The organism is Fictibacillus arsenicus, from assembly GCF_001642935.1.
Taxonomy (GTDB): domain Bacteria; phylum Bacillota; class Bacilli; order Bacillales; family Fictibacillaceae; genus Fictibacillus; species Fictibacillus arsenicus_B.
The window spans coordinates 1,333,774-1,347,687 of record NZ_CP016761.1 but is presented as its reverse complement, the minus strand read 5'-3'; the positions used below and the strand labels follow the sequence as shown (position 1 = coordinate 1,347,687).

General features: G+C 39.6%; 14 protein-coding genes. 6 read left to right on the top strand and 8 right to left on the bottom strand.

Features of this window, described 5'->3' with window-relative positions:
- Positions 1–147: 147 nt before the first annotated feature.
- The 3 genes from ABE41_RS07140 to ABE41_RS07130 all read left to right on the top strand — a co-directional run bounded on the left by ABE41_RS07140 (position 148) and on the right by ABE41_RS07130 (position 4,423).
- The gene (locus tag ABE41_RS07140) at positions 148–1,524 is read left to right on the top strand and encodes a sigma-54 interaction domain-containing protein (protein WP_253805455.1); all 1,377 of its coding nucleotides are present in this window, start codon (positions 148–150) and stop codon (positions 1,522–1,524) included.
- Positions 1,525–1,607: 83 nt separating this feature from the next.
- Positions 1,608–2,948, top strand: a complete 1,341-nt coding sequence (locus tag ABE41_RS07135; protein WP_301336205.1) for an aspartate aminotransferase family protein — start codon at positions 1,608–1,610, stop codon at positions 2,946–2,948.
- Positions 2,949–2,983: 35 nt separating this feature from the next.
- Entirely contained in the window at positions 2,984–4,423 is a 1,440-nt protein-coding gene (locus tag ABE41_RS07130; RefSeq protein WP_066288105.1) for a sodium:solute symporter family protein, read from the top strand.
- A 121-nt stretch (positions 4,424–4,544) separates the two neighbouring features.
- Here the strand turns inward: ABE41_RS07130 and ABE41_RS07125 are convergent, their stop codons facing one another.
- From ABE41_RS07125 to ABE41_RS07115, 3 genes are all read right to left on the bottom strand, one after another.
- Positions 4,545–4,928 carry a hypothetical protein gene (locus tag ABE41_RS07125; protein ID WP_066288100.1) on the bottom strand — a complete coding sequence of 128 codons (384 nt, stop codon included), beginning with the start codon at positions 4,926–4,928 and terminating at the stop codon, positions 4,545–4,547.
- A gap of 53 nt (positions 4,929–4,981) precedes the next feature.
- Positions 4,982–5,302: a hypothetical protein gene (locus tag ABE41_RS07120; protein WP_066288095.1), complete on the bottom strand. Its 321-nt coding sequence runs from the start codon at positions 5,300–5,302 to the stop codon at positions 4,982–4,984.
- Between the two features lie 95 nt (positions 5,303–5,397).
- Positions 5,398–5,892, bottom strand: coding sequence for a competence protein ComK (locus ABE41_RS07115; protein ID WP_066288093.1), 495 nt, complete (start codon positions 5,890–5,892; stop codon positions 5,398–5,400).
- Between the two features lie 271 nt (positions 5,893–6,163).
- Between ABE41_RS07115 and ABE41_RS07110 the strand changes: the two genes are divergently transcribed.
- Both ABE41_RS07110 and cphA read left to right on the top strand, forming a co-directional pair.
- Entirely contained in the window at positions 6,164–6,958 is a 795-nt protein-coding gene (locus ABE41_RS07110; RefSeq protein ID WP_066288091.1) for a cyanophycinase, read from the top strand.
- Between the two features lie 16 nt (positions 6,959–6,974).
- Positions 6,975–9,605 carry a cyanophycin synthetase gene (gene cphA, locus ABE41_RS07105; RefSeq protein WP_066288088.1) on the top strand — a complete coding sequence of 877 codons (2,631 nt, stop codon included), beginning with the start codon at positions 6,975–6,977 and terminating at the stop codon, positions 9,603–9,605.
- 62 nt (positions 9,606–9,667) lie between these two features.
- Here cphA and ABE41_RS07100 read toward each other — a convergent pair whose 3' ends face one another.
- The 5 genes from ABE41_RS07100 to ABE41_RS07080 form a co-directional block, all read right to left on the bottom strand.
- Positions 9,668–10,408 carry a hypothetical protein gene (locus ABE41_RS07100; RefSeq protein WP_066288086.1) on the bottom strand — a complete coding sequence of 247 codons (741 nt, stop codon included), beginning with the start codon at positions 10,406–10,408 and terminating at the stop codon, positions 9,668–9,670.
- 2 nt (positions 10,409–10,410) lie between these two features.
- The gene (locus tag ABE41_RS07095) at positions 10,411–10,863 is read right to left on the bottom strand and encodes a hypothetical protein (RefSeq protein WP_253805454.1); all 453 of its coding nucleotides are present in this window, start codon (positions 10,861–10,863) and stop codon (positions 10,411–10,413) included.
- A 403-nt stretch (positions 10,864–11,266) separates the two neighbouring features.
- Positions 11,267–12,271, bottom strand: coding sequence for a UDP-glucose 4-epimerase GalE (galE, locus tag ABE41_RS07090; RefSeq protein ID WP_066294699.1), 1,005 nt, complete (start codon positions 12,269–12,271; stop codon positions 11,267–11,269).
- 57 nt (positions 12,272–12,328) lie between these two features.
- Complete coding sequence (locus tag ABE41_RS07085; RefSeq protein WP_253805453.1) at positions 12,329–12,730, bottom strand: hypothetical protein; 402 nt, start codon at positions 12,728–12,730, stop codon at positions 12,329–12,331.
- A gap of 105 nt (positions 12,731–12,835) precedes the next feature.
- Positions 12,836–13,000: a DUF3934 family protein gene (locus tag ABE41_RS07080; RefSeq protein ID WP_066288081.1), complete on the bottom strand. Its 165-nt coding sequence runs from the start codon at positions 12,998–13,000 to the stop codon at positions 12,836–12,838.
- A 192-nt stretch (positions 13,001–13,192) separates the two neighbouring features.
- On the opposite strand from ABE41_RS07080, the gene ABE41_RS20590 reads away from it, so the two are divergent.
- Entirely contained in the window at positions 13,193–13,807 is a 615-nt protein-coding gene (locus tag ABE41_RS20590; protein ID WP_172827337.1) for a nuclease-related domain-containing protein, read from the top strand.
- Positions 13,808–13,914 lie beyond the last annotated feature (107 nt).

Below are 13,914 nucleotides of genomic sequence, written 5' to 3'. Positions count from 1 at the left end.
GACCACATTGTTGGTCCTTTTTTCATGGAAAAATTTCATTTGACCCGTATCCAGAAGGCACTCTCTAAGCTATAATTATTCAAAAACGAATAATTATTCAGAATTGCATAATAAAATCACTACTAATAATCGAAAGGGATGATTATTTTGACCTCTTCTTCTACATGGAATGAAAACGAACAAATTCTTCATTCATTAAAAGACGATATTTTAGTAACAAACGTAGATGGAATTATTCTAAAAGTCAGCGAAGTTACAGGTAAGATTTACGGTGTAGATTCTGAGAGCCTGATTGGAAAATCTGTATATGATCTTGAAAGACAAGGATTATTTACTCCGATACTAACACCTATGGTTGTAAAGGAAAATAAGAAGATCACCTTTGTCCAAACAACGAATAAAGGAAAAAAACTGCTGGTAACAGGCATCCCCGTGTATAACGAAAAAGGTGAGCTTTACAGGATTGTCAGTTATTCGCATGATATTACTGAACTAGCAGAATACAAAGATTTTTTAATTACAATGGAAGAAGAAATGGAACGTGTTAAAAGCGAATTGGATCTGTTGAGAAGTAAGCAACTCATGGATGCCGGAATCATAGCAAACAGTGAAGATATGAAAAAGGTAATCAGTACAGCGCTTCAATTATCTGAAGTCGATGTGAATGCGCTGATTCTTGGCGAATCTGGTGTTGGAAAATCACTTCTAGCAAAATTCATACATAATAAAAGCCATCGAAACAAAGGACCGTTCATTGAAGTAAACTGCGGTGCAATTCCAGATTCGTTGTTTGAAGCTGAATTATTCGGCTACGAATCCGGTGCATTTACAGGTGCACACCAAAAAGGAAAGGTAGGTTTGATTGAACTCTCTAATGGCGGAACACTCTTTTTAGATGAAATAGGTGAATTGCCGCTGCATCATCAAGTAAAAGTGTTAAAAGTGATTCAGGAAAAACAGTTTTACCGAGTAGGTGGAACAAAGCCAATCAAAGTGGATTTCCGGTTGATATCTGCTACGAATAAAGACTTGAATACTGCTATTCAAGAGAAAAGATTCCGGGAAGATCTATATTTTCGATTAAACGTTGTTCCTGTAACAATCCCTCCTCTCCGAAAACGAACAGAAGACATTGTACCTCTTATACATTTGCTGCTGCAGCAATTTGAGGAGAAATATAATCGCGAAAAGAAATTAGATGAAGCGGTCGTGCACCACTTGTTGCATTACGAATGGAAAGGCAATGTGCGGGAACTTATTAATATTATGGAAAGATTAGTCGTTCTCTCACCATCAACCCTTATTTCAGTAGAACAGCTTCCAGACCATTTAAAAAAAGGGCCTACCCTTTCTCCGCCTTCAGTTGATAGCGATAAAACATTAAAAGAATTATTGGAGGAAACGGAAAAACAAATTTTATTAAAAGCGAGAAAAAAATACATAACAACAATACGTATAGCGAATGCACTTGGGACAAGTCAACCTTCAATTGTTAGAAAATTAAAAAAGTATAAAATTTATTAATATTTTGGCACAAAACTTGCATGGATATTCTGTATAGGAATTTTTTATACAACGAGAGATTGAATATTCAAGGAGGTCATTTTGTGTCAACAAACTGGAGTAATCTTGTAACGGAAATGCCCGATCTATTAGCCCCCAGTATGGCTAAGGATCATCCAAATCTACCTGTAGTAAAAGCGGAAGGCTGTTATTACTACGGATTAGATGGAAAGAAATATCTGGATTTCACTTCTGGGATCGCAACAGCTAACACGGGTCATCGTCATCCGAAAGTCGTACAAGCGATTAAAAATGGTGCTGACCATCTCATGCATGGCCCTTCTGGTGTCATCATGTATGAATCGATCTTGAAGCTTTCAAAGGAATTGGCAAAAGTTTTACCTGGTGATCTCGATTGTTTCTTCTTTGCTAACAGTGGTACAGAGGCAATTGAGGGAGCGATCAAACTAGCCAAGCATGTAACGAAACGGCCGTATGTCGTTTCCTTTATCGGCTGTTTCCATGGCAGATCGCTCGGTGCTTTAAGTGTCACCACATCGAAAAGCAAATATCGTAAGTTCCTTCAGCCGAACGGTCTCGCTTATCAAGTACCCTATGCTGATGTGAAGGGCTGCCCGAGTGGAATGGATCCTGAAACGTACGTGATCGAGAAGCTTGAGAGAGATTTTGAAACCTTGTTTAATCATCAAGTAACACCAGAAGAAGTGGCTTGTATGATTGTAGAACCTGTTCTTGGTGAAGGCGGCTATATCGTACCTCCAAGTGGATGGCTGAAAAAAATGAGAGAGGTTTGCGATAGACACGGCATTCTGCTCATTTTTGATGAAGTCCAAACGGGATTTGGTCGCACTGGTGAGTGGTTTGCAGCACAGACATTTGATGTCATACCTGATATTATGGCGATCGCAAAAGGGATTGCTTCCGGTCTGCCTTTAAGTGCTACTGTCGCTTCTAAAGAATTGATGAAGCAATGGCCGTTAGGAAGTCATGGAACAACGTTCGGAGGAAATCCGATCGCTTGTGAAGCTGCACTTGCTACGATTGCTGTTTTAAAAGAAGAAAAGCTTGTTGAGAACTCGAAAAACATGGGGGCATATGCTTACGAACGGTTGCAAGTGTTACAGCAAGAATCACCTGTTATTGGCAGTATCAGAGCACTTGGTCTCATGATTGGCATCGAAATCGTTGATCCTTTGACTGGCAAGCCTGACGGAAACGGTTTAATGACCATCCTAGACAAATGCTTAGAAAAAGGAGTGCTTTTCTACCTATGCGGAAACCACGGAGAAGTGATTCGGATGATTCCTCCTCTAACAGTTAATAAAGAACAAATCGATTACGGCCTGTCTGTTCTGGAAGAAGCTGTTTTGGAATATCAGAATGAACTTCACATGCAGTTAAGCGGAAGCTATCAAAATGTATGACTACAATCTTTCAATAAAAAAGGAGGTTTTTTATTATGCAGGCACTTGATACCGTTATTATTCTTTTGTATTTCGCAGTATTGATCGGGGCTGGCGTTATCGGTTCAACGAAGGCAAAAACATCTGAGGACTTCAACCTAGCCGGACGAAATCTTGGCATGTTCATGTATCTAGGCTGTTTATCCGCTGTTATTTTAGGCGGAGCTGCAACAATTGGAACGACAAAGCTTGGCTATCAATTTGGAATCTCGGGTATTTGGTTTGTATCTATGATTGGTTTAGGCATTATTCTTTTAGGTACTATTTTTATTAAAAAGATTAATTCGTTAAAAGTTACCACGATCAGTGAACTTTTGGGTAAACGGTATAAATCAGAAACACGTCTTTTAAGTGCTATTGTTGCTTCGATCTATACGCTTATGATTGCCGTCACTCAAGTGATTGGCATGGGTACGATCATTAACGTACTATTAGGCTGGAGCATTACAACCTCTATGCTTGTTGGTGGTAGTATCGTCCTCTTTTACACGATTCTTGGCGGAATGTGGAGTGTTACGGTTACAGACATTATTCAATTTGTCGTGATGACGGCTGGAATCTTCTTTATCATGCTGCCTATGAGTCTTTCAAAAGTAGACGGTTTAGGAAATCTAGTATCCACGTTACCTGAAACTCATTTAGATTTTACTACCATCGGCTATCAGCAAATTTTCCAATATTTCCTGCTGTTTGCACTTGGAATGGTTGTTTCCCAAGATATTTGGCAGCGTGTATTTACAGCTAAATCTAGTAAAATAGCAAGAAACGGTTCTATTTTTGCAGGAGTATATAGTATTGCTTATGCGATTGCTGGGAGTATCATCGGGATGTGTGCATTCATTGTACTTCCTAACTTAGAGAATCCTCAAAATACGTTTGCTGAGATGGCTCTTACCATTCTTCCAACGGGGATTTTAGGTCTTGTTCTCGCAAGCGTCTGTTCTGCTCTAATGTCAACAGCATCCGGATCATTGCTTGCTTCATCAACATTAATTACAAATGATATATTAAAACAGTACTTTTTAAAGAACTCAACAGATCGTCAACTTATAACAGCATCTAGAATAACTACCCTCTTTATTGGATTGATAGCGATTACGTTTTCTATCTGGATTCAAGACGTATTGGTGGCGCTTGATGTTGCCTATGCCATTCTTTCTGGAGCCATATTTGTTCCGCTCGTCATGACTTTCTTTTGGAAAAGAGCTACACCAAGTTCTGGATTTTATTCGATCATAATCTCAACAGTTGTTGTATTAGTGGGGCTCTTTATGGAAGGGCTGACTGCAACAAATCCTATTCTATATGGTATGTCGGCTGGTCTTATAAGTTTGGTAGGTATTTCATTATTCACAGCACCTGCCTCTGAATTTGATGTGCCGTTTGACGAGGATGAAGAAGACGAGGATGAAGAGGAAGCACGAAAACAAGCGTAACAATGATGAAACCTTCCAGTTTGGAAGGTTTCTTTTTTTGGTTGCTTTCGTATACTTTGTTGCAATTCGAAGTTGTTGATATCTGCTCCAGGTACTACAATCATCTTGTCAACGAAGCGTGTTACCCTTCACTTACCCCCAAATATTTCATTAACTTTCCTTCGTATTCTGCAAGCAAAATGTCGTCTCTTTCTTTAGCTGAAAAGATTTTCGCACCAATCGGCAGTTTATTTGCCATGCCGTTTTTATAGTTATAGTTTTCACGGTGTGTAGAGACAGATGTAATTACACCAAGCTCTTTATGTTTTGTCAGCTTTAGTTCCTCCACCCACTCTATATTTGTTTTATAAACACGGCCATCCCACAAAAAAATATTAGAATTCGGATCAAGAGTTAGTACCTCTTCAGCATCTGGCATCCCTGAAATCTGTACATTAACTTTTTCTTTACATGCTGACAAGATTACTAACAATAAAAGGATCAAGCTGAAATAATTTTTTCTCATTTCCTCACCTCTACTATCAGACGAAAAATGAAGAGTCAAGGTTACCTAACACCTTATAAAAAATATTCCCGATAATAAATAATAATGCCGATAAACGAGACTGCTGTATAAACAAGAGCTGTGTAATAAGCATAAGTCGGTTTAAATGTCTGTTTCTCTTCTTCTACTTTAATGCCAGTTATAGCCTGAGTTTGTACACGAACCATGTTGGAAGTTAAACCGCCGGTCGAAGTAAAATATCGTATGATGAAGGTGCATGCTAAGCCGACAAACAAGGAAAAATCAATAAAATTCCAGCCAAAAACCCTCGCTAGTCCAAAATTGACCCCTATCATGATGATTACTGTGATAACAGAAATCATTATATTTCTCATACAATTCCCTCCCTTTTTTAATACTTACGTCCCAAAAGGAAGAAAGTTCCATAAAATAACGCCCGTGCGATTTCATTCGCATCAGGCGCTATTTTTTAATATCTCATATTTCTTTCACTCACTCGTTCACTTAATATATATCGGTATTGCGCGGTACGGAACAGTTTCGCCTCTAATGCATGCTTCGATTGGGGTAAGATCAGGTTTGCGGTGTTCTTAAAGTGGACACTGCATGTATCGGAGTCAACGGCTTCGATTCGCTGCACGTGTGACTGTGATAACCAGATGCATGTTTCGTTTTTAGGTGATTCTACGGGAAAAAAGAAAATGCCTAATTCGAGGTTGATCATGATTGGGGATAAACTCACATAGCCCATTGAGCGGCGGACAGCTTCTCGCCTGCCTTCATAACTGGAGCCGAAGAACAAGCAGCTTTCATTGATAATTTTGATAGGACTGAGTGCGACTCTTTCATTTTTTTCCGATTCCAATATTTCGGTATGCACTACTCCGAACTCATTGTAAAACGGTAAAAGTGCCATTGTGCTTGTGTTAATTTCGTAGGAACCTAGAAGCATTGTTTTTTCCATCTATACATCCTCCTATTTTCTCTTTTGTTTTACCTTCTCTCCTTTTCATTATTTTGAAAGCAAAAAACTTCCAGTAGGTAAATTATACTAAGTCTTTTGACAGGAATCTAGCTATTTTTACAAAAATTCTAACAATTTAAATATTCAGTAAATATTTTCCTCGTTTTGGTTTGAACGATGACGAATAGTGGTATACATAACAGGGCGAAATTCCTTGCTAATTTCGACCTATAATACCAACTACTACATTTATCAAAGAGGCTGATGAAAGATGGCAAAAGGTGATCTGTTGATCATTGGTGGCAATGAAGACAAAAGCGATAAGAAAATGATCCTTTCCAGGTTCGCTGCATTATGTAAGAACCGTCCAGGTCCAATCGGAATTCTGACAACAGCATCCGGCTTTCCGGAAGAAGTAGGCAGCGAATATCATGAACTGTTTCACACATTACATGGCACAAAGCCACTGCTTTTCCATTTAGATTCCCGTGAAAAAGCGGAGGATCCTGAATTGCCCGAGCAGCTCTCAACTCTGTCGGGTTTGTTCATGACAGGCGGAGATCAGCTGAGACTGACAAGTATTCTTGGCGGCACCACTTTTTACAAACACCTTTTTCAGGAATGGAAAGACAATTTAACCATCGGCGGAACGAGTGCCGGTGCTGCTGTTATGAGCAGATTAATGATTATATCGTCTAAGCTTTTTGAAAAAGAGGACGTTTCTGTTCTAGAAATGGGCTCAGGCTTCGGATTTTTAGAAGACGTTATCATTGATCAACATTTTTCCCAGCGCGACCGTTTCAGCAGGCTGATGCGCGCCATCGCGTTAAATCCTCAGATCATTGGCATCGGAATCGATGAAAACACTGCAATCTGGGTACATAACGACGGCGTACAGTTCGAAGTAATCGGCGAATACAACGTCAGCATCTTCGACGGCAAAACATCAACCTATGTAGACGTTGCTGAGAACAAAGGAAACATGACGATTTCCGATATCCGCTTCCATACATTGGGTGCGGGCGCGGTTTTCAATTTACACAAACGAGAATTAATCATCTCTTAAGGAGCGAGCGTAATAAATGAAAATCAATCGCGTGAATTATTTAACGGGACCTAATCTTTACAGCTTCAAACCAACTATCTGGATTGAGCTTGATATAGAAGAATTCGAGGAAAAACCTTCAAACCTGTTACCGGGTTTTACAGAAAAATTATTAAAAGTCATCCCATCCCTTCATACTCACACGTGTTCGAGAGGATATGCCGGCGGATTTGTGGAACGTCTTCATGAAGGAACGTGGATGGGGCATATATTAGAACATATTGCGTTAGAAATCCAGCATCTTGCAGGTATAAAAGTCAAACGCGGCAAGACGATAACTAGTGAGCGAAAAGGAATCTACTTTGTTACGTATGATTATGCAGAGCCAAAGTCTGGCTATTACGCGTTTGAAGCAGCGATCGAAATCGTAACGGCTATTCTTGAAGGAGATGAGATCAGCGCTGATTCATATATACAGCATACTTCAGACCTTTATCATCTGCATAAATTAGGTCCGAGTACAGAAGCGATCTACCATGCTGCTCGAAGTCGCAAGATCCCAGTGGAAAGAATCGGAACAAACAGCTACTTAAGACTTGGAACCGGAAAAAAACAAAAATCCGTGCAAGCGACGATTTCTAGCCAGACCTCTTATCTGGCCGTAGAAAATTCATGTGATAAAGATATGACGAAGACACTGTTAAAAGGTGCGGGTCTTCCTGTTCCATCGGGCGATGTTGTGTCCAATGAATATGAACTTCTTCAGGCAGCTGAGAAAATCGGTTATCCCCTTGTGATCAAACCGCTTAACGGGCGACAAGGTCAAAATATCGTGACCGACATACAGAATGATGAAGATCTGTTAGCAGCTTTTCGTGTTGTGTACAGTGACGGAACGCAGTACATTCTCGAACGTTATTATGCTGGCAACGACTATCGCTTTTTTGTAGTGAACGGAGAACTGGTTGCTGTGAGCCTGCGACTTCCGCCTATCGTAACGGGAGACGGCTACAAAACAGTTGGTGAATTAATTGATGAAGAAAACTTGAATCCATTGCGTGGCGACGGACATGAAAAAGCGATGAGCAAGATTCCGCTGGATGAGCGCACTGTCGTACATTTAGAAAAGAGCGGCTACTCCCTGCAATCCGTTTTGAAAAAAGGACAAGCCTTAGAAGTGCTTGGAAACGCAAATCTTTCAACGGGCGGATCTGCAATTGATGTTACAGATGAAGTTCACCCTTCTTATCGTAAAATGGCCATTGAAGCTGCAGTTGCTGTCGGTCTTGATATTGCAGGCATCGATATCCTTTCAACAGATATAACTGTTCCTTTTGAAGAGGGGGAAGCTGCCATTTTAGAAGTGAACGCAGCTCCAGGAATCCGCATGCACCTCTACCCTTCAAAAGGAAAAAAACGTGATGCCGGCGGGGCGATTGTTGATTACTTGTTCTCATCCCGTGAAGAAGCCGCTATTCCCGTGGTGGCTGTAACAGGAACGAACGGTAAAACGACGACTTCCCGATTAGTCGCGCACCTTTTACAAAAAGAAAATGTAACGGTCGGTTTTACATGTTCTGATGGAGTATGGGTCGGCGATCAGCAGCTGGATTCCGGCGACTGCAGCGGACCAAGAAGTGCCCGCAAAGTATTGTCTCACCCAGCCGTTGATGTTGCTGTACTTGAAACAGCACGGGGAGGCATGCTTCGTGAAGGTCTTGCTTTCCGTTATTGTGATGTTGGCATCGTAACAAACGTGAGTGAAGATCATCTTGGCTTAAATGGCGTCGAAACATTAGATGATCTGAAAAGATTAAAACAAACGGTGGCTGAAGTAGTACTGCCTGAAGGCACATGTGTATTGAATGCCGATGATCCACGTTGTGTGGATATGGCACAGCACACGAACGGTGAAGTCGTATTCTTCTCGCTATCCGTCATGAATCCGGAGATCCAGAAGGGACTAAAGAGCGGCGCAAAAGTATGGTACCTCGAAAATGACTGGGTGATGTTCAGTGAGAACGGAAAGGCAGAAAGATTCCTGCCTGTTTCTCATATTCCGTTAACGATCAATGGTGCAGCCCGACATAATGTTGCGAACGTACTGGGTGCACTCGCTGCTGCCCATTCATTAGGACGTCCGTTATCTGAACTGCGCAGCAAAGTGATTACGTTCCTTCCGACAGAGAACCAAAACCGCGGACGCTTTAACGTGGATAACATCCACGGCCGGACAATTGTAGTAGATTACGCTCACAACCCAGCAGGTCTTAAAGCTTTGTTCGAAACCGTGGATCAGCTGAGAAATGGCGGTCGTGTGATTACGGTTGGATCGGCAGCCGGAGATAGACAGGACCATAACATTCAAGAGATGGGCCGCATCTTTGGTACCCATTCGGATATTTTTATCATTAAAGAAGATGTGAATCTAAGAGGACGCACACCTGGCGAAACGGTTCATCTTCTCTACACCGGTGTAAAGGAATCAAAAAAAAAAACGGCTGTTCATGTGTATCCGAAAGAACCTGAAGCGATGCTACAGGCATGGGAGCGATCACAACCTGGTGATACACTCGTATTCTTGTACGACGAGTATCCATCCATTCAAGGCATTTTACAGAGAATCAGAGCCTCTGAATCTGTTTCCGTCTTACAGAAAGCAGAATAATAAAGTAGAAAAAGAAAAACAGTGCATGTTCCCTTATTTGGGAGATGCACTGTTTTTTTGGATTATTGAGATTCGATATCTGAATCATTCATTATCCTTACAAAATCCAATTCAATATCATCATTCATAAAAGAAAATCCATTGCTAGTCCCCTCTAACCTCGCTTCAATCCCCGATTGTTCATAGGGCTTCCAAGCAAAATACATATAACGGTTCATGTCAAAATCTCCAAATAAATTTGGTGTTGCAGCTGAATCCATCTTAATTAGAGAATCGATGACAGATAACCAATCACTTGGAAGTTTCATAGAGCCATATGAAGCCGAAGCAGTCTCTATTCTCTTTTCCATCTGCAGTTTTGGATAATAGTATTCTACTCCGTTCGTTACATGAAAATTTCTTTCTCTATATAGGAAAAACTTTATATGGTCTACCTTATCGTCTTCATGAAGATTCCAAACTAACCGAAATGTAGAAGGATCATTACTATCAATCTTCCATACTTTCGGTTCTCCTGAATTATCGATGTTAAGTACTTTCCATTTTGTATTCTGCCATTCCCAATAACTTGTTCCATAATCACCTGTTGTTGAGGTGAATGGAACGAAAAAGTGTTCCTCATCCATTTTTATTTTATCTAGTATTTCTTTGACTCTCACAGTTGATTGCGTATGGTTTATATTTACTATCAATTCCTTATCTGAAGGAAAAGTAACTGGAGTTCTTGGAAAATACCAATAAATGATGACCCCTAAAATAATCAATACACCCATGCTTATCGTTAATTTTGTTGTTTTCGTCATCTTTATTTCCCCCCTACTAATATGGAGGAATCTGTTCGGTAGTATAATTGTTTAGCTGGTGTCCAAACTAATAAACCTTTCCCGTCTTCTTCTACATATATAACCGCACTAGTCCCGCTTCCCCATTTAGTCTCTGTGCCAGTAAGCTGATAAGGGAATCGTTCTTTACGGTCCTCCGGTTCGACATTTACGACTGTATTGTAATACCATTCCTCACTTGGTATAGAATCTTTTTTCATTGTATTTATCTGTTTTTCAAGACTATTTTTGTTGAGTTGTTGATTTTTTGCAGAAGGATGAATGTTTACTAATTTCGCTTCTTTCACAGTTGCCATGTATGTAGTGAGTTTATTTTCTGGATACAAGGCATTCTGAAAAGGATATGATAAAAATGTGGCCGCAAGAAAAATGAAATTCGCGAAGAATCCTAACCAAGCAAAACGTCTGTACCTCACCCACTTTTCCACCTTGTTCCTGTAGATAAAATACAAAATCCAAACACCAAGCGGCAGGATTGGGATTTTAATGAACGTATTAAATATCGGTATAGTGAAGGAAAAAGAAAAAAGACCCAAGATTATAACAATAAAAGTTTTCCACTTCTTTGGTTTCTCATCTTGCTTTTTATAGATGCGATACGCAAGAACCCCAACCGCGATAATTGCCAAGATATCCATCAACATTGATGGAAAATGGTTTTCGAAATAAAACTTGATGATCAGCACCCCTTTTAATTAAAAAACTATCTATATACCAAACTATCCATGTAATTACAATTATTGCATATTAACCATTCTACTTCTATCCTACCTTAAAAAAAACAGCTCAAGTGGCAGAAATGACTTGAGCTGTTTGAAATTATTTAGAATGTTGAACTACACTAAAAGATTCTGCTTTGTTTTTATGCCAGTTCCAAGCATCGGTGACGATGGTCTTCAAATCAGGATATCGTGGATGCCACTTCAGCTCATCCCGTGCTTTTTGTGAAGAGGCAACCAATACCGCTGGATCACCCGTTCTTCTTTGTGCTGTTTCTATCTTGATGTCATATTGCGCAACTTCACGGCAAACCTCAATTACTTCTTTTACAGAAAATCCTTTGCCGTTCCCAAGATTGTAAATGCCGCTCTCTTTCGTGTTTCTGATTTTTTGCAAGGCACAATAATGAGCATCAGCCAGATCCATCACATGCACATAATCCCGGACACATGTGCCATCTGGCGTAGGGTAATCATCACCAAACACCGTTATGTTCTCCCTTTGCCCTAATGCCGCTTGCAATACAATCGGAATAAGGTGCGTTTCTGGTAGGTGCTCTTCCCCAATGCGTCCTTCAGGGTCCGCCCCAGCTGCATTAAAGTAGCGGAGTGCAACGGACTTTATGCCATGTGCTTTATCCGCCCAATGGAGCATTTTCTCTATCGCAAGCTTGGTTTCTCCATAAGGATTTGTCGGGATTGCAGGGTCTTCCTCTTGAATCGGAACGCTCTTTGGTTCTCCGTAAACTGCCGCCGTTGAAGAAAATACGATTCTTTTTACATTGTTTTTGTTCATTACTTTCAGCAGGGAAAGTGTTCCAGCAATATTGTTTTCATAATAGGATAGCGGATCTTTCACGCTTTCACCTACAAGGGAATTAGCCGCAAAATGAATCACAGCCTCTATGTTGTGATTTTGACAAATGTAGCTCAGCAGCTGTTCGTCATGTAAGCTTCCCATATAAAAAGGAACGTCGTTTAAAACCGATTGCCGATGACCAGTTAATAGATTATCCAGCACAACAACAGATTCACCTTTTTCTTTCAGGTATAGAACCGTGTGACTGCCGATGTACCCTGCTCCGCCAGTTACTAAAATTGTCATTTCGCTATCACTCTCCATAACAAATAGGGTGACTTTTTGATACAAGTCACCCCTCTTTTATTTAAGTGTTTTAACAACAATGGCTTGAGACGCACTTTTAATGAGACAGCCTTCCAAGTCTTCTTCTTTTATTAATCCAAGCGTGAGGGCAGACTTCACTTTTTCTTCATCAGGTTTTGGAACATGATGAATCAGATCGGTCATGTTGAGTTCGGTTAGCCGGTGGACCGTCTTCTCATCATTAAACTTTTCCGACCTTCGAATTTGTCTTTGCAATTTGTAATTGTTGACCGTAACCTCTCCTTTTTCGTTCGGACCAACGAGATTATCAAAATAAATATGAAAGACTTTCTTCAGTTCATCCAGTTCCTTTTCGAGCTCTTTCTTCTTGGCACTTAGCGTGTTGTATTTAATGACAAGGTCTTCAGATATCGTGTAATCCGTTTTGTTTATAGACACTGCTCGTCCTCCCCCAATACCATGAGATAGTTCATTTTATTGTGGCTCGGGAGGAAATATACCAAATGAAAAAGCCAACTCACTTTTATGGTGAGCTGGCTCCTATTAATCGTTTTGTTCCTGATCTTTATCTATCTTTTTCGTACCTTTGCTTACATACGGTTTTGGTCCTTTTTTCTTGCTGCTTGATTTCCAGCGGTTCCAGCCCTTTTTGCCAGTTCCCTGACCTACTCCAGTCTTTTTCTTGCTATTAGCTTTTGCTTTACTCATCATAATCACTCCATGCACATTCTATTACACAGTATAGAGCAGAAAAGTGGATTTTACTACATTAGTATAAAAAAAGGCAACTTTGGCTCGACGTTGATCATTTATTGATAAATTTTGATATTTGTCGATATACTGAAATTTTTAACGATATCCCTCCGATTTTTGACGATATCTCTATTAAAATTGACGATATTGTCTTTCAAATATTTAATTTTACATAAATTTGAAGTTTGTCATCAAAAAAAACAAAGCACAAAATGGAAATATATCATTTTAGGAGGGCTCTATATTAAAGAACGACAAAATTCACCAATAGTTATTACTAAACTTGAGGCTCTTTTGAGGAGATTACCTGATAATCATCCTAAAAGATCAAAAGTTAAAGAAAAGCTGGCATCATTTAGTTCTGGTTTAAAAGGGGAAAGATCTTTAAAGTATTTTTATCGTTATCTACCTAAAGATGACATTGTTTTTGTGTATAATACAAGAATACTTCATTTAGATTATTATTTTCAGTTAGACACATTAATCATTACTTCAAAATTCATATTGCTATTAGAAATAAAAAATTATGCGGGACACCTTTACTTTGATGATAAATTTGGGCAATTAGTAAGGACATTAAACGGCAAGGTTGATATTTTTGAAGATCCAATCCTTCAAGTAAAAAGGCAATCATATCATCTATCTCAGATCATAAATAAATTCAAGTTACCTCCTATTCCAATTGAAACCCTTGTTGTAATGACAAATCCAACATCACAAATTGAATGTTCACCTTCCTATAAAGAAGCCCTTCAAAAGTAATTAAAAGTCCACTTTTACAGATGAAATTTGAGAACTTTTGCAGTAAATATAAAGAAGCTCAATTTTCACAAAAACAAATAAAAAAAACTGTAAGGATCCTTAATAAA